The 21339-nt window shown below is 65.2% G+C and carries 20 protein-coding genes; 12 read left to right on the top strand and 8 right to left on the bottom strand.

Features of this window, described 5'->3' with window-relative positions; translation table 11 throughout:
* Nucleotides 1-3 precede the first annotated feature (3 nt).
* The gene (locus ACI48D_RS11475) at nucleotides 4-276 is read left to right on the top strand and encodes a hypothetical protein (RefSeq protein WP_435571350.1); all 273 of its coding nucleotides are present in this window, start codon (nucleotides 4-6) and stop codon (nucleotides 274-276) included.
* Between the two features lie 67 nt (nucleotides 277-343).
* Here ACI48D_RS11475 and ACI48D_RS11470 read toward each other — a convergent pair whose 3' ends face one another.
* On the bottom strand, nucleotides 344-934 hold the full coding sequence (locus ACI48D_RS11470) for an isochorismatase family protein (RefSeq protein WP_435571349.1): 591 nt from the start codon (nucleotides 932-934) through the stop codon (nucleotides 344-346).
* Between the two features lie 134 nt (nucleotides 935-1068).
* Here ACI48D_RS11470 and ACI48D_RS11465 point away from each other — a divergent pair, with 134 nt between their 5' ends.
* Nucleotides 1069-2775 (top strand): M1 family metallopeptidase, encoded by a 1707-nt coding sequence (locus ACI48D_RS11465; RefSeq protein WP_435571348.1) that lies wholly within the window; start codon nucleotides 1069-1071, stop codon nucleotides 2773-2775.
* A gap of 50 nt (nucleotides 2776-2825) precedes the next feature.
* Here the strand turns inward: ACI48D_RS11465 and ACI48D_RS11460 are convergent, their stop codons facing one another.
* The gene (locus ACI48D_RS11460; RefSeq protein ID WP_435571347.1) at nucleotides 2826-3248 is read right to left on the bottom strand and encodes a hypothetical protein; all 423 of its coding nucleotides are present in this window, start codon (nucleotides 3246-3248) and stop codon (nucleotides 2826-2828) included.
* A gap of 158 nt (nucleotides 3249-3406) precedes the next feature.
* On the bottom strand, nucleotides 3407-6181 hold the full coding sequence (locus ACI48D_RS11455) for a M16 family metallopeptidase (RefSeq protein WP_435571346.1): 2775 nt from the start codon (nucleotides 6179-6181) through the stop codon (nucleotides 3407-3409).
* A 152-nt stretch (nucleotides 6182-6333) separates the two neighbouring features.
* Between ACI48D_RS11455 and ACI48D_RS11450 the strand changes: the two genes are divergently transcribed.
* From ACI48D_RS11450 to ACI48D_RS11430, 5 genes are all read left to right on the top strand, one after another.
* Nucleotides 6334-6891: a DUF882 domain-containing protein gene (locus tag ACI48D_RS11450; RefSeq protein WP_435571345.1), complete on the top strand. Its 558-nt coding sequence runs from the start codon at nucleotides 6334-6336 to the stop codon at nucleotides 6889-6891.
* 9 nt (nucleotides 6892-6900) lie between these two features.
* A complete protein-coding gene (locus tag ACI48D_RS11445; RefSeq protein WP_435571344.1) occupies nucleotides 6901-7728 on the top strand; it encodes a hypothetical protein in 828 nt (275 codons plus the stop codon).
* Complete coding sequence (locus ACI48D_RS11440; protein WP_435571343.1) at nucleotides 7725-8042, top strand: hypothetical protein; 318 nt, start codon at nucleotides 7725-7727, stop codon at nucleotides 8040-8042. Before ACI48D_RS11445 ends, ACI48D_RS11440 begins: the two co-directional genes overlap by 4 nt.
* Before the next feature lie 85 nt (nucleotides 8043-8127).
* Nucleotides 8128-9465, top strand: a complete 1338-nt coding sequence (locus ACI48D_RS11435; RefSeq protein ID WP_435571342.1) for a M20/M25/M40 family metallo-hydrolase — start codon at nucleotides 8128-8130, stop codon at nucleotides 9463-9465.
* A 15-nt stretch (nucleotides 9466-9480) separates the two neighbouring features.
* A complete protein-coding gene (locus tag ACI48D_RS11430) occupies nucleotides 9481-9924 on the top strand; it encodes a thioesterase family protein (protein WP_435571341.1) in 444 nt (147 codons plus the stop codon).
* Between the two features lie 41 nt (nucleotides 9925-9965).
* Here ACI48D_RS11430 and ACI48D_RS11425 read toward each other — a convergent pair whose 3' ends face one another.
* Together ACI48D_RS11425 and ACI48D_RS11420 are read right to left on the bottom strand one after the other, a co-directional pair.
* Nucleotides 9966-10451, bottom strand: coding sequence for a DUF3016 domain-containing protein (locus ACI48D_RS11425; protein WP_435571340.1), 486 nt, complete (start codon nucleotides 10449-10451; stop codon nucleotides 9966-9968).
* Between the two features lie 174 nt (nucleotides 10452-10625).
* Nucleotides 10626-11123, bottom strand: coding sequence for a DUF3016 domain-containing protein (locus ACI48D_RS11420; RefSeq protein ID WP_435571339.1), 498 nt, complete (start codon nucleotides 11121-11123; stop codon nucleotides 10626-10628).
* Between the two features lie 160 nt (nucleotides 11124-11283).
* Here ACI48D_RS11420 and ACI48D_RS11415 point away from each other — a divergent pair, with 160 nt between their 5' ends.
* The 4 genes from ACI48D_RS11415 (at nucleotide 11284) to ACI48D_RS11400 (ending at nucleotide 17005) form a co-directional block, all read left to right on the top strand.
* Complete coding sequence (locus ACI48D_RS11415; protein ID WP_435571338.1) at nucleotides 11284-12021, top strand: DNA-formamidopyrimidine glycosylase family protein; 738 nt, start codon at nucleotides 11284-11286, stop codon at nucleotides 12019-12021.
* Between the two features lie 188 nt (nucleotides 12022-12209).
* Nucleotides 12210-13715, top strand: a complete 1506-nt coding sequence (locus ACI48D_RS11410) for an HD domain-containing phosphohydrolase (RefSeq protein WP_435571337.1) — start codon at nucleotides 12210-12212, stop codon at nucleotides 13713-13715.
* A 102-nt stretch (nucleotides 13716-13817) separates the two neighbouring features.
* Nucleotides 13818-16046, top strand: coding sequence for an ATP-binding protein (locus ACI48D_RS11405; RefSeq protein WP_435571336.1), 2229 nt, complete (start codon nucleotides 13818-13820; stop codon nucleotides 16044-16046).
* 182 nt (nucleotides 16047-16228) lie between these two features.
* Nucleotides 16229-17005, top strand: coding sequence for a PEP-CTERM sorting domain-containing protein (locus tag ACI48D_RS11400; RefSeq protein WP_435571335.1), 777 nt, complete (start codon nucleotides 16229-16231; stop codon nucleotides 17003-17005).
* A gap of 9 nt (nucleotides 17006-17014) precedes the next feature.
* Here ACI48D_RS11400 and ACI48D_RS11395 read toward each other — a convergent pair whose 3' ends face one another.
* Nucleotides 17015-18982, bottom strand: coding sequence for a GAF domain-containing protein (locus ACI48D_RS11395; RefSeq protein ID WP_435571334.1), 1968 nt, complete (start codon nucleotides 18980-18982; stop codon nucleotides 17015-17017).
* 92 nt (nucleotides 18983-19074) lie between these two features.
* On the bottom strand, nucleotides 19075-19569 hold the full coding sequence (locus ACI48D_RS11390; protein ID WP_435571333.1) for a hypothetical protein: 495 nt from the start codon (nucleotides 19567-19569) through the stop codon (nucleotides 19075-19077).
* 552 nt (nucleotides 19570-20121) lie between these two features.
* Here ACI48D_RS11390 and ACI48D_RS11385 point away from each other — a divergent pair.
* The gene (locus ACI48D_RS11385) at nucleotides 20122-20508 is read left to right on the top strand and encodes a hypothetical protein (RefSeq protein ID WP_435571332.1); all 387 of its coding nucleotides are present in this window, start codon (nucleotides 20122-20124) and stop codon (nucleotides 20506-20508) included.
* A gap of 13 nt (nucleotides 20509-20521) precedes the next feature.
* Here ACI48D_RS11385 and ACI48D_RS11380 read toward each other — a convergent pair whose 3' ends face one another.
* Nucleotides 20522-21280, bottom strand: a complete 759-nt coding sequence (locus tag ACI48D_RS11380) for a metallophosphoesterase family protein (protein WP_435571331.1) — start codon at nucleotides 21278-21280, stop codon at nucleotides 20522-20524.
* Nucleotides 21281-21339: the final 59 nt, after the last annotated feature.

The raw sequence follows: 21339 nt of genomic DNA, 5'->3' as shown, positions 1-21339 counted from the left end.
TCCATGAAAGCTCGACTGATTGCCGTATCCCTCGTGATGTCGCTGGCCTCGACCGGCGTTGCTTATGCCAAACCCAGCTGCCTGAAAGGCGCGGCCGTGGGCGCCGTCGGCGGCCACGTGGCCGGCCGCCACAGCGTGCTGGGGGCAGCCGTCGGCTGCGCCGTGGGCCACCACATGTCCAAGAAACAGGAACGCGAGCAGGCGCGCGCCCAGGCGCAGGCCAACGCCCAGGCGCAGGCCGACAACCAGGCCCAGGCCTCGTCCCGCCGTAAATGATGCGCTGCCGCGGCGCCCGCCACCTGCGCGGTGACGGGCCCCGCCGGGCCCTTACCGGCGGGCCGGATCAGGCGTCGCCGGTGCCGGCCTGCAGCGCGTCGATGAGGTCGCGGGTCGAACGCACCCGGCCCATGTTGCGGAACACGTTGTCGCAGCAGTGCTTGTGCGCTTCGGCATTTCCCGAGCTCATCGCGTCTTCCGCGAAGATCAGCTCATAGCCGCGGTCGAAGGCCGCGCGCGCGGTCGACTCGACACCGTAGTTGGTGGCGATGCCGCTCATGATGATGGTCTTGATGCCGCGCCGGCGCAGCAGCTGGTCGAGCTCGGTGCCGTAGAAGGCACCCCACTGGCGCTTGGTGACCACGTGGTCGCTCGCCTGCACCTGGGCTTCCTCGGCCATGTAGGACGCTTCCGGCGGCGGGGTCGGCGTGCCGGGCTTGAACATCGGATTGTCGGCGACCGGCATCATCAGTTCGTCCAACTGCACCCGCACGAAGATCACCATGCCGCCGCGGTCGCGCATTTCGCCGGCCAGCAGCACGCAATTGCCCACCACCCGTTCGGCCGGATGCGGGACGAGGTCGCGCTTCACGTTAAAGTTCTGCAAGTCGATCTGCACGAGGGCCGTGCGACCGATGTCGATATCCAGTGTGTTCATTGATTCCTCCTTGGCCCAGAGTATTCACCAGGCGCGGTTTCGGCGGCGCGCGGCGGAACGTGAATACAGACCACCCCTTGCCTCTGTGATAAATTTCTCTGGATCATACACAGAGACGGCAAACGCCGCACACCATGAAGAAAATCGCCATCGCCGGCACGAGCGTACTGCTGGCGGCCTGCGCCACCACCCAGCCTCCCCTCACCGAGTACAGCCTGGCTTCCGGCGCCCCGCGCAGCGCGGCCCAGCAGGCGCTCGAATTCGACAAGGCCGACCTCAAGCTGCGCATCGAACCGGCCAGCCGCAGCATCCGCGGCGACGTCACGCTCACCTTCGGCACCCGCGCGCCCGTGGGCAGCATCGAGCTCGACCTGGACCGCAACCTGCCGATCGATGCCATCGAGGTCGACGGCCGGCCGCTGGCCGCCGCCAGCTGGCGCAATCCGGAAGGCAAGCTGAGCATCGACCTGCCGCAGACGCTGCAGCCCGGCAGGCAGGTGGCGGTGCGCGTGCAGTACCATGGCCAGCCGCACGTGGCCAAGAAGGCGCCCTGGGACGGCGGCTTCGTCTGGTCGCAGACGCCCGACGGCCAGCCCTGGGTGGCGAGCGCCGTGCAGGGCGAAGGCTGCGACCTGTTCTGGCCCTGCATCGACCATCCGACCGGCAAGGCCAAACTGGTCGACGAGCACATCACCGTGCCGGCCCCGCTGGTCGCGGCCGGCAACGGCATCGCGATGGGCATGGATGAAAAGGATGGCTGGCGCACCTACCACTGGCGCACGAAAAACCCGAGCACCTACGGCATCTCGATCAACGTCGCGCCGTATAAAGTGCTGGAGGGCGAATACCGCAGCCGCTACGGCAACCTGATCCCGCTACGCATGTGGTACCTGCCGCAGAGCGAAAAAGGCGCGAAGGAGCTGTTCGCCGAGTTCCCGCAGATGCTGGACTTTTTCGAAAGCACGATCGGCCCCTACCCCTTCGGCGACGAAAAGATGGGCGTGGTCGAGACGCCGCACAAGGGCATGGAACACCAGACCATCAATGCCTACGGCAACAAATACGCGAAGACCGCGTATGGCTACGACGAGCTGTTGCAGCATGAGTTCGCCCACGAATGGTTCGGCAACCAATTGACCAACGCCAACTGGGACGACATGTGGCTGCACGAAGGCCTGGGCAGCTATATGCAGCCGCTGTACGTACAGGCGCTGCGCGGCGACCTGGAATATTTCGCTTCGCTGATGCACCAGCGCGCCATGATCGAGAACAAGGCACCGATCGTGTCCGGCAAGCCGAGGCTGGAAGAAGACGTCTACGCTACCTCCCGCGGCGGCCCCGGCCAGGACATCTACAACAAGGGCTCACTGGTCATGCACACGCTGCGCGGCCTGATCGGCGACGAGGCCTTCTTCCGCGCGGTGCGCGAAGAAGTGTACGGGACCGCCGACCCACGTCCCGGCAACTTCGCGCCGCGTTATGGCACGACGCCGGAATTCATGGCCATCGTCAAGCGCGTGAGCGGACGCGACCTGGACTGGTTCTTCCAGGCCTATCTGTACCAGAAGGCGCTGCCGGAACTGCAGGCTACGCGCAGCGGCAACAGCTTGCAGCTGGCCTGGAAGACGGAAAAGAACACGCCCTTCCCGATGCCGGTCGAGGTCAGGGTGGGAAATCATGTGGTGAGCGTCCCGATGACGGACGGGCGCGGAAGCGTCGACGTGCCGGAAGGAACGGGCTATACGCTGGATCCGCATTCGAAGGTGCTGCGCAGGGAGCAGCATATCGAGCGGTATCACCAATATCAGGAAGAGCAGAAAAAGAAGAAGGAAAAGGCTTGATTCCCATCGTTCCCGCGCAGGCGGGAACGATGAAATGAGCGGTACAGGTATTACTTCGAAGCAGCGTTCTGCATCTTCTCGCCGGTACGCTCCAGCGCGCGGCCGGTTGCGGCGGTCGCATCCTTGCTGCCTTCCTTCACGTTGTGCGCGGCTTCGTGCGATCCCTGGCGCACTTCGGCGCCGGCTTCACGCATGTTGGCGGCGGTACGGTCAGCGGCGGCGTCGATCTTTGCGCCTGCACGGTCGGTGGCGGCGTCGATTTTCGCGCCGGCGCGGTTGGCCGCGGCGTTGGCGTCGGCTGCGGCTTCACGGCTTTCGGCAGCAACTTTGGCGCCGGTGTCGTCGACGGCCTTGCCTGCGGTCTGGGCCGGGCCCATGTCCTTGTTGGTCGTGGTCTCGGCCTTGTGGCAGCCGGTGGCCAGCACGGCGACAGCGAACAGGATGCTCGACAGGGAAATGGTCGTGGTCTTCATGATGGGCTCCTTTTATTATCAAAAAAGTAATTTCGTAGGCGTATGTTACACCGCTCGTCCATACGCACGATTGGCAATTGTGCCAAACCGTAACAGAAAACCACCCCCTTCCCGAGGCCAGCCCGGCCCGGCCGTTACAACTTCTTGCAACAACAGGCTCAGGGAACGGGATTCCCATCCGCATCGATGCGGCGCACCTCGCCCAGGCCCAGCGCGCGCACCTCGGTCTCGATCTTGCGCATGTCGCCCACCACGATCCACACCTGCTGCTTCGGCAAGATGGTCCGGGCCGCCAGCGCATTCAGCTCGGCCGGCGCCACGCCCAGTACCTTGTCCGTGTAGGTGTTGTAATAGTCCTCGGGCAAGCCGTACTGCAGGATGGTGGCGTAGCCATTGCTGAGCTGGGCGATGGTCTCGAAGGCGCCGGGCAAGCCCAGGGTTTCGTTGTCCTGGGCCGCCTTCAGCTCCGGCTGGGTGATGGGCCGGGCGCCGGCGATGTCGGCGTATTCCCGGACCAGCTCGCGCAGGGCCGGCGCCGTCTTGTCGGTCTGCACCGGCGAAGCGCTGAACAGGATGCGCTGCCCCACCGCCGCCACCAGCGAGGAGCCAACGCCGTACGACCAGTGCTTGTCTTCGCGCAGGTCCATGTTCAGGCGCGAGCTGAAGGTGCCGCCGAACACATCGTTCAGCAGGTTCAGCGCCACCGCATCCGGCGAATTGCGCGGCGGCGCCAGCTGGGCAGCGACGATCTCGCTCTGCAGGGCGCCGGGGCGGTCGATCAGGTAGATGACGCTCCGGTCCGGCTGCGCGACCCGGGCCACATTCTTTTGCGGCACGGCCCCCGCCTGCCAGCCGGCGAAGGCCTTTTCCAGCAAGGGTTTCAGGGTGGCCATGGTGGTGTCGCCGACCACCAGCAGGCTCGCATTGCCCGGCTTGAACCAGGCCTGGTGGTAGCGCACCAGGTCGGCCCGCGTCATGCGCGCCACCGCCGCTTCAAGGCCGGTACCGGTCAGCGGCAGTCCGTAGGCGTGGTCCTTGCCATAGATGAGTCCCGGCAGCACGCGCAGCGCCATCGCGCGCGGCACCGTCTTCTCGCGCCTGATGGCGGCAATGCGGTCGCGCTGCAGGCGTTCGAAATCCGCCTGCGGGAAGGATGGGTGCAGCACCAGGTCGGCATACAGCTCCAGGGCCTGCGGCAGGGTCGGGCTCAGGACGTTCATGTTGACGAAGGCGCCGTCGAGGTTGGTGGCAGTCCCGAACGAGGCCCCCAGCGCTTCCAGCTCGGCGCTGACCTGCAGCGAGGACCGCGTGCGGGTTCCCTCTTCCAGCATGCGCAAGCTCAGGCTCGCCAGGCCCGGTAGTTCATGCGAATCGGAGGCGAAGCCGGCATCGATCATCATCGACAGGTTCACCACCGGCGCGCCGTGGCGCTCGGCCAGCACCACCTTCAGGCCGTTCGACAGGCTTGCCGATTGCATCGGCGGCAGGTGCAGCTGCTCCGGTTTTCCGAGAGGGGGGCCCTTGCTGCGGTCCAGGTCCGTCACCGACGGCGCCAGGCCGGCCGGGAAGGGATCGACCTGCAGGATGTAGTCGCCGTCGCTCAGCCACGCCAGCATGGCCTGGCGTACCATCGCCGGGGTCGCCGCCTGGATGCGCTTCAGGTAGATCTTGTAGCAGTCCGGATTGCCGGTGAAGCTCATGCAGCGCGCCAGCATGTCGCTCTTGCCGCCGAAGCCGCCGACCCGCTCGACGGTGCGCGCGTACTGCGCCAGGATCGCCGTCTTTGCCAGGCGCAGCTCGTCCTCGCGCGGACCGCTTGCGAGGAGGGTCCGCAATTCCTCGTCGGCCACGCGCTCCATGCGCGCCACGTCGGCGCCGGGGCGGGCCGTCAGGTTGATGCCGAACTGGCCGGCGATCTCGCTGGAATCGTCGCTGGCAAAGGCCGAGGTCGCCAGCTCTTCCTTGACCACCAGGCGCTGGTACAGGCGCGAGGTCTTGCTGCCGCCCAGCACGTGGGCGGCCAGGTCGAGCAAGGCCTCTTCCGGCGTATCCGCGCCCGGCACGTTCCAGATGCGGTAGATGCGCGCCTGCGGCACGCGGTCCTGCACGCTGCTGCGATGGGTACCGCTGCGCTTTGCTACCCAGGCACGCTGCGTGGCCACCGGCGGACCGGGCGCAATGTCGCCATAGTATTTCTCGACCTTCTCGCGGGCCTGCGCGGGCGTGATGTCGCCGGCCAGCACCAGCACCACATTGTTCGGACCGTAATTGCTCCGGAACCATTCTGTCACGTCCGTCATGGAAGCGGCGTCGAGGTCCAGCATCGAGCCGATCGTGGTCCAGGAATACGGGTGAGCCGCCGGCCAGGTGTTTTCGGTGACGATCTGCTCGACCACGCCGTAAGGCTGGTTCTCGCGCTGGCGCTTCTCGTTCTGCACCACGCCGCGCTGCAGGTCCAGCTTCTTCTGGTCGAGTACGCCCAGCAGGTGGCCCATGCGGTCGCTCTCGGCGAACAGGGCGTAGTCGAGCATCGAGGTCGGCACCGTCTCGAAGTAATTCGTACGGTCCTTGTTGGTGGTGCCGTTCAGGTCGGTCGCGCCGATGCCCTCCAGTGCCGACAGGAAAGTCTTGTTGAAATTCGCGCTGCCCGAGAACATCAGGTGCTCGAACAGGTGGGCGAAGCCGGTCTTGCCCGGTTTCTCGTTCTTGGAACCGACGTGGTACCAGGTGTTCACCGCCACCACGGGCGATTTGTGATCCTCGTGCACAAGTACGGTCAGGCCGTTTTTCAGTACGAATGTTGTGTAGGGGATATCGGGGATGGGGATGTCGACGGCAGCCTGCGGCGCGGCGGCGGAGAATGAGCTCAACAAGGCCAGCATGACGGCCAGCAGCGGGGCCAGGACCGTTCGTGGAAGAATCGACAGACGCATGCACTACTCCTGGAAGCTGGCTACTCATTCTATGCCACCTGCTGCGCCATCTTGTAGTTCTGGACTGACAGCCCCAAGGGAACTTATCCGCCTGCATGCATCCTGCATGAGGCGTATCATGTCTTCTTGACGAACAGCATAAGGAAAAGCTCATGAACCAGCGACGCTCCTTCCTCAAAAGCTCCGCCATGCTGGCCTCCGTGATCGGCGCGCCGGCAGTCATCAAATCGGCCAAGGCCGCAACCATTCCCGGTACGGCGCCGCCGAACGAGCGCGTCTTGCGCCTGTACAACACCCACACGGGCGAGAGCCTGCGCAGCATTTTCTGGGCCGAAGGCCAGTTCATTCCGGAAGCGCTGCAGGACATTAACAAGTTGCTGCGCGATCACCGCAACAACAAGATCTCGGCCATGGATCCGCAGTTGCTGGTGCTGCTCGACCGCATCAGCGCCCAGTACGGCAGCCATCCGACCCTGCACGTGATTTCGGGCTACCGTTCGCCGGAAACGAATGCGATGTTGCACGAGGATACGCCCGGCGTCGCGAAACACAGCCTGCACATGGAAGGCAAGGCCATCGACGTGCGCATCCCGGGCCAGGACCTGGCCAAGCTGCACAAGATCGCGATGTCGCAGAAGGCGGGCGGGGTCGGCTATTACCCGGACTCGCAATTCGTCCACATGGACGTCGGCCGTGTCCGTTACTGGTAAGCGGTCGGCATGCGGCGCCTGACCGGTTTTCTGCTTGCATTCTCCGTCCTTGCCTTGCCGGCCATTGCGTCGGCGCAGCAAGGGAATGCGGATGTACCGGCAGGCAAGCCGCAGACCGTCACCGTGACCTCGACCCGCGATCCGGTCGACAAGTCCTACCGCAAGATGATCCGGGGTATGGAACGCTTCGAGCGCGAACATGCGCTGGCGCCCCAGGCCACCCTGCGCTTTCACCTGCTGCCGCGCACGCCCGGCGTGAACATGCACGGCATCACGCTGCGCGTGCTCGGCGACCACATCGCCATTCCGGTGCAGGTGGCCGAGGACAATACCTTCGTCCTGCCGCGCAACGAGCAGGCGCTACGCGAAGACGCGGCCGTGGTCGCCAACCGCAAGACCACCAGCATGACCTGGCGCGCCCAGGTCACCACGCCCGGCTTGCCACCCGGCACGCGGCGCCTGGGCGACCTGCGCCTGGAGTGCCTGGTCGGCATGGAGGCCGGCCTGGTGTCGAACAGCTCGCCGCTGTTCGGCTGGATCTCGAATGCCCTCACTACCCCGGAACAGGTCTGCAACAGCCCGGACGGCAATTTCCTGTTCTTCACGGATCGCCCCGTGTTCTCGGTGATCCTGCAGGCCGGCGAGCGCACCGAGATCCTGCCCTTCCGCATGCTGTACGCCGGCGCCGAGCAGACCCGCGAGATGCTGCCCTTCTGCGATTGCCAGGTCCTGCTCGACCGCACCTATTACGCGCCGATCTGGGACCGCAGCTGGCCCGACGACACCCTGGTCAGCTTCGAGTACATGGATGACCCGCCCGCGGAGGGCCCGCCATGAAGTCCGCCATCGCCTTCCTGTGCGCCGCCCTGTTATTGAATGGCTGCGCCACCGGCAACACCGAACCCGGCAAGATCGTTGCCGAAGACCGCTTTGCGCAACTGGTCGTGCCCGGCCGCACCACGCGTGCCGAGCTGCTGGCCGCCTTCGGCCCGACCAAGACGGTCAGCTTCGACAGCGGCTTCGAGACCTGGCTGTACGAGGCCGACGCCGGCGCCGGCCACCACACCGAGCTGGTGCTGCTGCTGGACCGCGACGGCATCGTCCGGAAAATGCGCCGCCGTCCGCCCTACCCGACCGACAAGCCACGTTGACCCGGGCCTGTCCATACAGCCGCCGGCACCGAATCGGTGTACAGTTGAGCATCTTATTTTTTGGAAAGATGCGATGCGCGGGACGATGAAGACAGTGCTGGGGCTGGCGGCAGGCATGGTGGTGCAGGTGGCGGGAGCGCAGCAGGCGGTTCAGGCGCTCAGCCCGGTGGAACAGCAGATCGTGGCCGAGATCCACGCGCATGCGCCGCAAGCCCTGGAGCTGCTCCGGCAAAGCGTCCTCATCAACAGCGGTACGATGAACCAGGCGGGCGTGCGCGCCGTCGGCAAGCTGTTCCGCGACCAGTTCGACGAACTCGGCTTCAAGACGCGCTGGATCGAGATGCCGCCGGAGATGCAGCGCGCCGGCCACCTGCTGGCCGAGCGCGAGCCAGGCGGGCGCCAGGGCGGCGGCAAGCGCCTACTGCTGCTCGGCCACCTCGACACCGTGTTCGAACCGGGCAATACGACGCCGGCCTGGGAACCGCAAACCGGCCCCGACGGCACGGTCAGCCAGATCAGGGGCCAGGGCGTGTCCGACATGAAAGGCGGCGACGTGATCATCGTCGAGGCGCTGCGCGCACTCAAGCGGGTAGGCGCGCTGGATGGCGCCCGCATCGCCGTGATGCTCACCGGCGACGAGGAAGAGGCCGGCAATCCCAAAAGCATGTCGCGTGGCGACATGGTCGCACTGGCCAAGCGCAGCGACGTCGCGCTGAGCTTCGAAGGCAGCATGCCCGGCAAGGACGGCACGCCGGCCGCCACCGTGGGGCGGCGCTCCACTGCCTTCTTCGAACTGGAAATCAAGGCACGCCAGGCGCACTCGATGGGTGTGTTCGGACCGGGCGGCTACGGCGCCGTGTACGAGGCCGCGCGCATCCTCGACGCCTTCCGCCAGCAGGTCGTGGAACCGGGGCTCACCTTCAATCCCGGCGTGATCCTGGGCGGCACCGAAGTGGCCTTCGACGAGGTCAACTCGCGCGGCAGCGCCTTCGGCAAGACCAACGTCATCGCCAATACCGTGACCGTGAAGGGCGATTTGCGCTACCTGGATTACCCGCAGCGCGACCGCGCGCAAGCGCGCATGCGCGAGATCGTGGGCCAGAGCCTGCCGGGCGCCAGCGCCACGATCCATTTCCGCGACTCGTATCCGCCGATGGCGGTCACGCCCGGTAACCTGAAGGTGCTGGAACAGTATTCCCGGGCCAGCCAGGATGCCGGCCTGGGTCCGATCGGCGCGGTGCCGCCGGAATCGCGCGGCGCCGGCGACATCCAGTTCGCCGCGCCCTTCGTCGACAGCCTCGACGGCCTGGGCGCCGCCGGCGGCGGCGCGCATTCGCCGAACGAAACCCTGGAAGCCGCCTCGATCGAACGCAGCGCGATCCGCGCCGCTCTCTTGATCTACCGCCTGACCCGCCAGGACTGACTTTTTATATTTGCCATGGCACGCTTACAGCTCAACTTCCCTGAAGACCAGTATCACTACACGACCTTGCTGACGGTGCGCGTCACCGACATCAACGCCGCCAACCACCTCGGCAACGACTCGATGATCTCGATGATCTCCGAGGCGCGCGCCCGCTTCCTGTTCGAGTTCGGCGTCCCCGAAACCGAGCGCGACGGCACCGGCATCATCGTCACGGACCTGGCCACCACCTACCGCGCCGAAGCCCATGCGCGCGACCAGTTGCTGTTCGAGGTCGGGGTCATGGATTTCAACAAGTACGGCGGCGACATCATCTTCCGCATCACCCGTCCGCGCGACAAGAAGCTGGTGGCGATGGCCAAGCAGGGCTTCGTCTTCTTTAACTACAAGACCAGCCAGGTAGTGGTCATGCCGGACGACTTCCGCGGCAAATTCGACCGTGTGAACTGGATCGACTAAAGGTTTTCGACAACGTCGCGGGTCTGTACGACGATGCGGGATCAGTGGCGGGCGTTGCGCGGCATCGGGCCGATGGTCGACTGGTACCAGTCGTCGATCATCTGCTTGTCGTAGCGCAGCGTGACATTGTCGAAGTAGCGGCTGCGGCGGTCGAGATAGGCCATGTCCGACAGCCGCGCCTCGCCGCTCTTGAGCACCTGCCCGTTCTGCTCCAGCGAATAGCGCAGTTCCATGCGCGGCCAGTCCGTGTTGCGCAGGATGCGCACTTCGCGGACTGCCTGCGGCCGCGGAATCGGACGCCCGGCCAGGTCGACGTCCAGCACGTCGATGCGCAGGTCCTGGCCCGGCGGCAGGCTGCTGCCCAGCCTGTTGAAGTGCTCGGTCAGGTCCTTCAGCGCATCCTCGCGCTCCGGGGACCCGAACGGCAGATCTGTAAAATTGTCCGGGTTCACGTAGGTCACCGTCACGGCGGCACCGGCATTGCCGGCCGCCAGCGCAAACAGACTTGCGAGAGCCATTTTGTGCATGATCGATTTCATGTTCTTGTCCTCTCCTTGACGTTGTCGTTGCAACCATCAATATACGCCCGGTTTACCACCTGTGCTCGCTGATAGCCGAGCTGATTTGTATCGCAATGTTGTGGTCCAAAACAAGAACGCCGGCACAGGCCGGCGTTCCAGGTTTGTCGAAAGGATGCGGGATCAGCGGCGGTCGCGCGGCAGCGGGCCGATGGTCTTCTGGAACCAGTCGTCGATCATCTGCTTTTCGTAGCGCAGCGGTTCGCTGTCGAAGTAACGGGTCCGGTGGTCGAGGTAAGTCATGTCCGACAGTTGCGCCTCGCCGCTCTTGATCACCTGGCCGTTCTGCTCCAGCGAATAGCGCAGCTCCATGCGCGGCCAGTCGGCCTGTCCGCGCAAGATGCGCAGGTCGCGGCCCGTGCGCGCATTCGGGACCGCGCGGCCGGCCAGGTCGATGTCCAGCACCTCGATGCGCAGGTCCTGGCCCGGCGGCAGGCTGCTGCCCAGCCACATGAAGTGCTCGGTCAGTTGCTTCAGCGTGTCCTCGCGCTCCCACGGCGTAAAAGGCAGGTCGCTGAATTTGTCCGGCTGCACATAATTCACCGTCACGGCGGCGCCGGCACTGCCGGCCGCCAGCGCGAACAGGCCCGCCAGGGCTATCTTCTGCATAAACGATTTCATGTCCTTGTCCTTTCAGGGAACTCACCTTCCCGCTACCAATATACGCCCCATTAGATGCTCGTGTCCGCCACCCTGTTTCGCCAGTTTGTAATCAAATGTTAGTCCCCGCACACCTGTTCCAGGCTCTTCCGCTGGACAATCGGTCCGAAGGGAGAAGACCGTGCCGGAAGGACCATCGCTCTATATTCTGAAGGAACAGACCGCCCGCTTCGTGGGCCAGACCATCGTGCGTGCCGAGGGCAATACCTGGGCCATCGACACCGCGCGCCTGCTGAATCAGCCGGTGCTGGCGCTGCGCACCTGGGGCAAGCAGTTTTTTATCCAGATGCCGACCATGGCGGTGCGCATCCACATGCTGCTGTTCGGCACCTACCGCATCAACGAAGAGCGGGACAAGCCGCCGCGCCTGTCGCTGCACTTTGCCGACGGCGGTTTTATCAACTTCTACGCTTGCTCGGTGAAGGAAGTCGACTGCGACCTCGACGCGCTCTACGACTGGGAAGCGGACGTGATGTCCGACGCCTGGAACCCGAAGAAGGCGCGCAAGAAGCTGCGTGCGGCGCCCGACATGCTGGCCTGCGACGCCCTGCTCGACCAGGAGATCTTTTCCGGCGTCGGCAACATCATCAAGAACGAGGTCCTGTTCCGCATCCGCCTGCACCCGCTATCCACGGTCGGGGCCCTGCCACCCGCCAAGCTGCGCGCCCTGGTCGAGCAGGCGCGCCAGTACAGCTTCGACTTCCTGGCCTGGAAAAAGGAATTCACCCTCAAGCAGCACTGGCTGGCGCACGCCCAGAAAACCTGTCCGCGCTGCCATATTCCCTTCCATAAAGCCAATCTCGGCCGCTCGAACCGGCGCAGCTTCTGGTGCGAGCGCTGCCAGAAACGCTATGGCTAAGCGCGCCGTAGATGCCACGCTGTAAATACTGCAGGATTATTACGTTGCAACTTTGTGACTTTATCCCTTGTAATTTCAATATTTCCGGTTGTTAATGGCTACTGCTCATACTACAATCATTTTGAAGCGGTGCTGCTTTAGCGCAAGCTTTTGCTCTTTTCGACACATACCGATACGGATATCGTCTTATGTCATTCCTGTCTTCAGCTGCGCCCAAGCTCGCTCCCTGGAAAGTGTTGCTCGTCGATGACGAGCCGGATATCCATGACATCACGAAACTGACCCTGTCGCGCTTCCGCCTGGACGGCCGCAGCCTCAGTTTCCTCCATGCCTACAGCGGCGAAGAGGCCAAGCAGGTGCTGGCCCGCGAAAAAGACATTGCGCTGGTGTTCCTGGACGTGGTGATGGAGCGCGAAGACAGCGGCCTCGAAGTGGCACGCTGGATGCGCCAGGAGCTGGACAACCAGTTCACCCGTATCGTGCTGCGCACCGGCCAGCCCGGGCAGGCGCCGGAAGAGCGCGTGATCGTCGACTACGACATCAACGATTACAAGGAAAAGACCGAGCTCGACCGCACGAAGCTGTTCACCACCACTTTCGCCGCGCTGCGCGCCTACCGCGACATCATGAAGGTCGAGGATGCGCGCCGCGTGCAGCTGACCTACCGCGAAGGCCTGGAGCGCGTGATCGCCGCTTCCGCGCACATCTTCCAGCAGCGCAACCTGAAAGATTTCGCCAGCGGCCTGTTGCAGCAGGTCGTGGCCCTGCTGCGCCTCGAGCAGAGCATGCTGCTGCGCGTGGCCGGCGCCAGCGTCATCACCGGCGAGAGCCGCTACGAGATCCTGGCCCGCATCGGCGAGATGGGCGAAGACGACATCGGCCCCGAACTGGTGGCCCAGCTGGACGATGCGCGCCACAACCGCATCTCCAAGCTGCATGGCGACACCTATGTCGGCTACTTCCCGAACAACAGCGGCAAGGCGTCGCTGCTGGTGCTGAAGGGCGTCGAAGAGATTTCCGAGATCGACGTCCAGCTGCTCGACGTGTTCTGCTCGGGCGTGGCGATCGCCTTCGACAACATTCTGCTGAACCAGGAGATCACCGATACCCAGGCCGAGCTGATCCTGCGCCTCGGCGACGTGGTCGAATCGCGCTCGAACGAGGCCGGCAACCACGTGCGCCGCATGGCCCAGGTCTGCCACCTGCTGGCCGAGGCATCCGGCATGTCCGAGGACGAGACCGCGGTGCTGATGCACGCGGCGCCGATGCACGACATCGGCAAGATCGCCACCCCGGACGCGGTGCTGCTCAAGCCGGGCCGCCTCACGCCCGAGGAATGGGAAATCATGAAGCTGCACCCGACCGTCGGCCTGCAGATCCTGGACGGCTCGCAGCGTCCGATCCTGAAGGCGGCGGCCGTGATCGCCCACCAGCACCACGAGAAGTGGGACGGCAGCGGCTATCCGCAGGGCCTGAAGGCCGAGCAGATCCACCCGTATGCGCGCATCGTGGCGGTGGCCGACGTGTTCGACGCCCTCACCCACGAGCGCTGCTACAAGCAGGCCTGGCCGATCGGGCAGGTGCGCGACTACCTGCACGAAGTGGCGGGCCACCATCTCGATCCCCATTACGTCGATATCCTCATCAAGAACATCGACAAGGCGGACGAGATCAACCGCCGCTGGCCGGACTGAGTATTACGGGCTGAACAGCCGGACCGGGTGGGGACAAAGCACATGATTGTCGGGTAGACTACGCCCGCCGGAGCATTATTGCCCCGAACACAACTTTGTCCGATGCGCATCCGAACCCGACTGCTGGTCCTCATCCTGGCCATCCTGGTGCCGACCTTTACCGCGGCAACGCTGGCGGTCGGCTACGTCTACCTGGAAGAAAGGCGGGCCCAGGAAAACAGCGTGAAGGAAACGGTCCGCGCCTTCGCACTGCTGGTCGACAACGAGCTGGAGATCAAGGAAGGCATCCTGCGCGCGCTCGCCAGCTCGCCCTCGCTGGCGCGCGGCGACTTCGACGAGTTCTACCGTCATGCCAAGGTCCTGGCGCCGACCCCGGAAGCCGTCATCGTCCTGTTCGACCTGGATGGCCGCCAGCTGCTGAATACCCGGGCGGCACCGGGCACGCCGCTGCCGGCCCGGCGCGCCTCCAACGTGGCCGAGCTGATGACGAGGCACGGACGGGAGCGCACCCTGGTGTCCGACCTGTTCACGGCGCCGGTCGGCGGCCGTCTCGACTTCGTGGTCCAGGTGCCGGTGACGGTCGACGGCCGCATCCGCTACTTCCTCAGCATGGGCGTGAACGCCAGCACCCTGCAGGACCTCATGACGGAGCAGCGCTTCCCCGCCGAGTGGGTGGTCTCGATCATCGACCGCAAGGGCCGGATCGTGGCGCGCTCGCGCGACGCCGACCGGTTCCGCGGCCGCTCGGTGAGCGATCGCGCGCTGCAGAACTTCGCCACCGGCAGCGAGGGCGTGTTCGAAGGCCATAACCTGTCCGGCACGCTGGCCCAGGGTTTCTTCAGCACGGTGCCGGACTCGCAGTGGCGGGTGCTGGTCAGCATTCCCAAGGCCGAGCTGCAGCGCGTGCCGCTGCATGCGGCCGCCTTCCTGGCGGGGATCATGAGCGCGCTGCTGGTGCTGGCGGTGCTGCTGGCGCGCCACTTCGGCCGGCGCGCCATCGGCCCCATCGAATACCTGGGCCGCAGCGCCGAAGACCTCGGCCAGGGCCGTGAGATCGCCTACGAGCCACAGCAGATCGTCGAGATCGACGCGGTGGCGCGCCGCATGGCCGAGGCCAGCCGCCAGATCCGCCGCGCCCAGACCGAGCTGGAACAGCGCGTCGCCGAGGCGGTTGCCGCCAACGAACAGGCGCAGGCGGCCCTGATGCGCGGCCAGAAGCTGGAGGCCCTGGGCCGCCTTACCGGCGGCATCGCCCACGAATTCAACAACCTGCTGCAGACCCTCACCACGGCCCTGCAGATGGCCTCGCTGACCTCGACCCAGCCCAAGGTGCAGGGCCTGATCGACACCTGCAAGCGCACCGTCAGCCGCGCCACCGCACTCACCGGCCAGCTCGGCTCCTTCGGCCGGGTGCAGGACGCCAGGCTGCTGACGGTCGATCCGTACGAGCAGCTGCGCAATTCCGTGCAACTGATCCGCAACGTGCTGCGCCAGGGGATCGCGCTCGAACTCGCATGCGAAGACGATCTCTGGCCGGTGACCGTCGACCCGCTGCAGTTCGACCTCGCCCTGCTCAACCTGGCGATCAATGCGCGCGACGCCATGCCCGACGGCGGCCGCCTGGCCATCGGCGCGCGCAACTGCGTGCTGGAACCGAACCGCGAACGCAGCGGCGGCGGCAGTGGCGGCGGCAGTGGCGGCGATTTCGTGCTGGTGACCGTCCAGGACACCGGAACCGGCATGGCGCCCGAGGTGCTGGCGCGCGCCCTCGACCCGTTCTTCACCACCAAGGAGCCCGGCAAGGGCACCGGACTCGGACTGGCGCAGGCGTATGCCTTCGCCACCCAGTCGCAGGGCGTGCTGGCGCTGTCCAGCACCCCGGGCCAGGGCACCACGGTGGAACTCTACCTGCCGCGCTCCACCCAGCCGCTGTCGCCGCAGCCCGCCCGCGGCGGCCACACCGCGGCGCTGCAGGCCAGCGGCCGGGTCCTGTTCGTCGAGGACGATGTGCTGGTGCGCGAAGCCGTCGCGCACGGCCTGGAGGAAGCGGGTTTCGAGGTGCTGGTGGCGGCCGACGGCGAACGTGCGCTGGCGATGATCGAAGGCGGCCTCGACATTGACGTCGCCTTCTCGGACATCGTCATGCCGGGCAAGATCAGCGGCATCGACCTGGCCGGCATCCTGCGCGAACGCCGGCCCGGCCTGCCGGTCGTGCTGGCGACCGGCTACACCGACCAGCGCGCCACGGTGCCGGGGGTGCAGATGCTGGCCAAGCCCTACGACATCGGCCAGCTGGTCGAACTGCTGTCGGACCTGGCGAACCAGGCCTGATCCGCCGCCGCGGGAAGTGCAAGCCGGTGTCAGCGCAGCCGGGCTTCATTCCTGTCGGAAAAATTTACAGTAAGGCAGGCAATGTTTCCGAATAAACATTTAAGTGATTGTTTATAAAGAAAATTATATTTCTGGCACGAAATGTGCTTAAAGGTAAACATCTTTAACCAACCTTTACTGCCATGAAAATCTCTGCCGCCATTTTCGCCGCTCTCGCATTCGCCACCGCAGGTGCCGCCAACGCGACCCTGATCACTGCTCAGGATAATTTCGATGGTGTCAGTGCTGGCTGGAATGGCGATTGGACGCTTGCAGCGGCCACGGGCAAGAAACCAGCGCCGGCATCGATCACGCAATCGGGCGGCAGCACGGCGCTCGTATTTGCCGCCGATGCGAATAACGCGGCCGTCCGCAACCTGGCAAGCGTCCAGACTACGGATGTGTTCGTCGATTTCACCCTGCAATACTCGGGTGTGTTGGGCACGAACGACTTCGTCGCCCTGTGGTTCGGTGATTCGAATGGCCCGAATATCGGCCTGAAGGCCAATTGCGGGGGGGACCCGAAACAGCCGACCTGCACCAACGACCTGTTCGTGCGCACCTCGGGCCAGGGCGGCTACTTCCTGCCGGGCAGCGATCTCGTTGCGGGCCAGAGCTACCAGGTGTTCGGCCACCTGTACAAGTCGAGCGACAAGGACAACGCGCACTACGACAGTATCGATGCATGGTTCAAGCCAACCGGATCCGACGTCGTCTCGGCGCTCGTCACCGCAACAGGCAATAGCAGCATTGCCTCGTTCGACAGCCTGGGCTTCCGCTCGGCGAACATCGATAACAACGTAAAAGTTACGATCGATAACCTGCACGTTGCCAACGTCCCGGAACCAGGCAGCCTGATGTTGATGGGCGTGGCATTTGCCGGCTTTGCGGCGGCCCGTCGCCGTCGTCCGCGCGGCTGATCCGCTTCGTCAGGAGAGACCGAGCGCCGGCTCTCCCGCCTTCCTGAGCTTGCGCGGGAAGCGCAGGTGATACTGCAGCCCCTTGCCCGGGCTGCTTTCCGCGCGCAGCGAACCGCCCAGCGAGCCGGTCACCAGGTTGTAGAGGATGTGGGCGCCGAGGCCGCTGCCGCCGCTGCCGCGCTTGGTCGTGAAGAAGGGATCGAACAGTTTCGACAGCGTCTCGGCGTCCATGCCGGCGCCGTCGTCGCCGTACTCGAAGGCGACCGTGTCGTCGTCCTCCAGGCGGGCGCGGATCGTGATGTTGCCGGGCTGGCCGCGCTCGAAGCCGTGCACCAGCGAATTGACCACCATATTCGTGACGATCTGCGACACCGCGCCCGGGAAGCTGTTCAGTTCCAGGTCCGCCGGGCAGTCGATCTGCACCTTGACGGGCCGCCCTTTCAGCTTGGGCTGCAGCGACAGCAAAATCTCGCCGACGTACTTGCCCAGGTTGAAATTGCGGATATTGTCCGAGGACTGGTCCACCGCCACCTGCTTGAAGCTGCGCACCAGGCTTGCGGCGCGCTGGGTGTTGGTGGTCATGATCCGCAGCGACTGGTCGACCACGTCGAAGAAGCCGTCCAGGCTCTCTTCCGTCATCTGTCCCGCGGCCAGCTCCTCCTTCGTGAGCTTGAGTTCCTGCACCAGGTGGCTGGTGGCGGTCACGCAGATGCCCAGCGGGGTGTTGATCTCGTGGGCGACGCCGGCCACCATCTGGCCGAGCGAGGCGAGCTTTTCCTGGCGCACCAGTTCGGTTTGCGCTTCCTGTAGCTGGGTGAGCGCCAGGTTGAGGGCCGCGTTCTGCGTTTCCAGGTGCTCCTTGGCGGTGCGGATCGCGCGGTCGGCCTGCATGCGGGCGAGCGCCACCGCCACGTGGCTGGCGATGAAGGCCAGCAGGTCGAGTTCGGTCTTGGTATACAGGATGGCCGGATCGTAGCTCTGCACCACCAGCACGCCGTAGGCCTTGTCGTGCACCAGCATCGGCGCGCCGATCCAGCTGGCGACGTCGATGTTCCCGAGCGGCTCCCTGACCTTGCCGGCGGCGCGCAGGCGCGCGATGCTGCCGGCGTCGTGCAGCTGGGCCTGGCGCGTCTGCAGCACATAGGACACCATGCCGGCGCCGAGCGGGAAGCGCTGGTTGGGGCGGTAGCTGTCCCTCTCGTCGGCGTAGTACGGAACGCTGAGTTCGCCTCTGTCGGGATGGGTCAGCGCGATCAGGAAGTTCTTCGCCACCATCAGCTCGCCGATGATGCGGTGCAGGCTGGCGGCCAGCACATCGGTGTCGAGCACCGAGGCCGACAGGTCGGCGATCTGGTACAGCGCGTGCTGGACCTGCTCGGCGCGGCGGCGCTCGGCCACTTCGCGCGCCAGCGCGGCGGTGCGTTCCTGCACGGCACGCTCGAGGCGGTCCATGCTCTGCATGCCTTGCAGGGCGTTCGAGACATGGTTCGCGATCAGGGCGAACAGCGCCTGGTCTTCCTCGCTGTAGGTATGTTCCGGGATGTAGCTCTGGATCACGATCGCGCCCAGCACCTCGTGCTGCTGGTCGAGCAGCGGGCAGCCCATCCAGTGCTCGGCCACGCTGCCCTGGCCCCAGGTATTGCCGTTCTCCCGCGCACGCTCTTCGTCGGAAGTCATCGACAGTGCCTGCTTGTTGAGCATCACCCAGGCGGTCGGCGACTGCTCGGGCGACGCCAGGGCCACGCGTTCGTCCGGGCTCGGGCCCTGGTCGACGGTGTCGACGAAATACACGAAGCGGACGGTGCCGTCCTCGCGCTCGGACAAGGCGACGTAGAAGTTTTCCGCATACATGATGCGGCCCAGCGCGCGGTGCACGGCGCCGATGAATTCGGTGATGTCGGTACAGCTGGCGGACAGCTGCCCGATTTCGAGCAGCATGGCCTGCACCGCTTCCAGGCGCGCAAGACGGTTTTCCATCGATTCCCCTCACGACAAATAATGCGTTAGGGAAATATTAGCAGTTCAGAGGGCTGCTGGGAGGAAAGTGTCGCTTAAATGCGGAAGCGATTTCAGCGCGGTGCGCGGAAATCGTTCTCCGCCCAGGCCAGCGCCGACGCCGGCGACAGCTTGAAGCCGGGATCGACCCGCACCTGGGCCACCTGCTCGCCCATCTCGTCGATGGCGGCTAGCAGGGCGTACGGATTGTCCTCGTCCGGCACGATGTCGAGCGTGACCTTCAGTTCGCCCTCGGGCGTCGAGATTACGGTGCTCTTGTGCAACTGCGCGTGCAACTGCTGCTCGTGGCGGCGCAGCACTTCGTACGCGGTCTTCACCAGCGTGTTGAAGGCGTTCACGTCGAGCGGTTTCGGGTTCTTCTTGTCGCGGCCCATCGTCCACGGGCCGACCAGGGCCGGTTCGGACTCGCCATCCTTGTACATGGCGACGGCCCAGCCCTCGTCGTCCTCGTTCTTGATGACGCGCGCGGTCCAGCCGTTGTCCTGCCACAGACGCGCCTCCTGTACGGGAGCGTCTTCGTCGTGCTGGTCTGGTGCTTCGTCGTTCATGTCGTCCAATCCAATCGGGGCGCATCGCCCAAAGGACAGATCATAGGAAATTCCGGCGCTCTGGACAAGCACCATCGACAGCGTATGTACGAAAAAGCGGCGGCGCGAAGGGCGCGCTACATGCGCAGGTCGGGCCTGCGCGGCGGAACGATGGGCGGCCCCGGCGAATGCTTGCGGGGGTCGATTGCCGGATTCCGGATCTCTTTGTTAAACGGCGTAATGATGATGGGAGGAATGGCCGGCGGCGCCGATGGCGGATTCTTGTGGCCACCCTTGTCAAGCCGGACATCGTGCGTCCAAGATGGATGATCCTGTAAGTAAAGCATAGGGTTCCCTCCTGCGACAGAGCAGGCTGCCAGTATAGCCCTCGCCTCCCGCATTGCAAGGCTTGATTCTGGCCAACTTCGCCCACCGCGCATTGCCTACCGCTCATCGCCCGCCGGGACAGGTCCGCCCCCGGAAAATGGCAGCCTGTCGCATCCCGATGGAGCGCCCTGGGCGATACGGATACATTGGAACCATACCGAGCCACCAATCATCACGAGGACCATCATGAAAAAGACCGCCGCCTTCGTCATCCTGTTTCTGTTCGCCCTGCTGCTCTGGAACGTGTTCGCATTCGGCTTCAACGGCAGCGGCATGGCCGTCAATGTCAACGGCGACGAGATCGACGGTCCGCTGGGCGCCCTGCTGGCGATGCTGTTCGCGGGCGGCGGCACGCTGCTGGCCGGCCTGGTCATGCTGGTGGTGGGCGCGGTCCTGGCGGTGGTGTTCGCCGGCGTCGGCGTCATCCTGATCGGCGGTCTCGGTATCGGCGCCGTGGTGCTGGCGCTGGCGATCTCGCCGTTGCTGCTGCCCCTGCTGCTGCCGCTGGCCGTGATCTGGTACCTCATGAGCCGCTCGCGCAAGAGCCGCATGGTGCGCGAACCGGCGGTTTGACAACGCGGTCCGATCACAAACCTTCGATCAAACGCATCGCGAATACGATCGGCAAGCCCGCGGCGATCACCTTGCGCGCCGCGGCGCCGTGGTCGTAGGGTACCCGGAAATAGGTGATGTCCCTGGCCTCGTCGTCGAACACCGCATAGCTGGCCGCGTTGTTCTGGTCGCGCGGCTGGCCGGTGGATCCCGGCAGCACGAGGTACTGGTGCTGCGGCTGCAGGGGAATCCGTTGGCCCGCCTCCGGAACATGCAGGCCCATGCGGCCCTCAATGGTGCGGCGATACAAGGCCGGCGCGTGCACATGGCCGGAGAACACGATGCGGCTGCGGCTGGCCTTCAGCGAACGCTCGGCCTCCCCGATGCCGGTCACGTACTCCCAGCGGATCGGGTCATGCGCGCTGGCGTGCACGAAAAAGGCGTTGCCGTGCTTCTGCGTCAGCGGCAGGTCGGCCAGGAAGGCCATCTGTTCCTGGTCGAGCTGGCTGCGGGTCCATTCGATCACTTCCCGTGCCTCGGCATGCATCCGGGGGCGTCCGGGCTCCCGGCTGCCTGGACGGGTCACCGCATAATCGTGGTTGCCCTGCACCGCCACCGCGCCGCGCGCCACGTGGTCCATCACCGTGCGTACCACCCAGGCCGGGTCGGCGCCGTAGCCGACGAAATCGCCCGTGAAGGCGTACTGGTCGACCCGCTGGCCCTCGGCATGCGCCAGGCAGGCCTCGACGGCTTCGCGGTTGGCGTGCAGGTCGGTCAGCAGGGCCAGGCGCATGGGACCGGTTTCAACACATCAGGCGCCGCGGCGTTCCGCAGCGTACTGCGCATAGCCGC

The sequence above is a fragment of the Massilia sp. LXY-6 genome, from assembly GCF_051233485.1.
GTDB lineage: Bacteria > Pseudomonadota > Gammaproteobacteria > Burkholderiales > Burkholderiaceae_D > Telluria.
Note: the sequence above shows the minus strand (reverse complement) of the source record. Positions and strands in the feature narration are given on the sequence as shown.

Bases quoted from the DNA above. Each gene is read 5' to 3' on its own strand.
- ACI48D_RS11430 (WP_435571341.1), top strand. From the start codon at position 9,481: ATGGCACGCTTACAGCTCAACTTCCCTGAAGACCAGTATCACTACACG.
- ACI48D_RS11380 (WP_435571331.1), bottom strand. From the start codon at position 21,280: ATGCGCCTGGCCCTGCTGACCGACCTGCACGCCAACCGCGAAGCCGTC.
- ACI48D_RS11400 (WP_435571335.1), top strand. From the start codon at position 16,229: ATGAAAATCTCTGCCGCCATTTTCGCCGCTCTCGCATTCGCCACCGCA.
- ACI48D_RS11450 (WP_435571345.1), top strand. From the start codon at position 6,334: ATGAACCAGCGACGCTCCTTCCTCAAAAGCTCCGCCATGCTGGCCTCC.
- ACI48D_RS11420 (WP_435571339.1), bottom strand. From the start codon at position 11,123: ATGAAATCGTTTATGCAGAAGATAGCCCTGGCGGGCCTGTTCGCGCTG.
- ACI48D_RS11470 (WP_435571349.1), bottom strand. From the start codon at position 934: ATGAACACACTGGATATCGACATCGGTCGCACGGCCCTCGTGCAGATC.
- ACI48D_RS11410 (WP_435571337.1), top strand. From the start codon at position 12,210: ATGTCATTCCTGTCTTCAGCTGCGCCCAAGCTCGCTCCCTGGAAAGTG.
- ACI48D_RS11455 (WP_435571346.1), bottom strand. From the start codon at position 6,181: ATGCGTCTGTCGATTCTTCCACGAACGGTCCTGGCCCCGCTGCTGGCC.
- ACI48D_RS11385 (WP_435571332.1), top strand. From the start codon at position 20,122: ATGAAAAAGACCGCCGCCTTCGTCATCCTGTTTCTGTTCGCCCTGCTG.
- ACI48D_RS11405 (WP_435571336.1), top strand. From the start codon at position 13,818: ATGCGCATCCGAACCCGACTGCTGGTCCTCATCCTGGCCATCCTGGTG.
- ACI48D_RS11475 (WP_435571350.1), top strand. From the start codon at position 4: ATGAAAGCTCGACTGATTGCCGTATCCCTCGTGATGTCGCTGGCCTCG.
- ACI48D_RS11435 (WP_435571342.1), top strand. From the start codon at position 8,128: ATGAAGACAGTGCTGGGGCTGGCGGCAGGCATGGTGGTGCAGGTGGCG.
- ACI48D_RS11395 (WP_435571334.1), bottom strand. From the start codon at position 18,982: ATGGAAAACCGTCTTGCGCGCCTGGAAGCGGTGCAGGCCATGCTGCTC.
- ACI48D_RS11445 (WP_435571344.1), top strand. From the start codon at position 6,901: ATGCGGCGCCTGACCGGTTTTCTGCTTGCATTCTCCGTCCTTGCCTTG.
- ACI48D_RS11465 (WP_435571348.1), top strand. From the start codon at position 1,069: ATGAAGAAAATCGCCATCGCCGGCACGAGCGTACTGCTGGCGGCCTGC.
- ACI48D_RS11425 (WP_435571340.1), bottom strand. From the start codon at position 10,451: ATGCACAAAATGGCTCTCGCAAGTCTGTTTGCGCTGGCGGCCGGCAAT.
- ACI48D_RS11390 (WP_435571333.1), bottom strand. From the start codon at position 19,569: ATGAACGACGAAGCACCAGACCAGCACGACGAAGACGCTCCCGTACAG.
- ACI48D_RS11440 (WP_435571343.1), top strand. From the start codon at position 7,725: ATGAAGTCCGCCATCGCCTTCCTGTGCGCCGCCCTGTTATTGAATGGC.
- ACI48D_RS11460 (WP_435571347.1), bottom strand. From the start codon at position 3,248: ATGAAGACCACGACCATTTCCCTGTCGAGCATCCTGTTCGCTGTCGCC.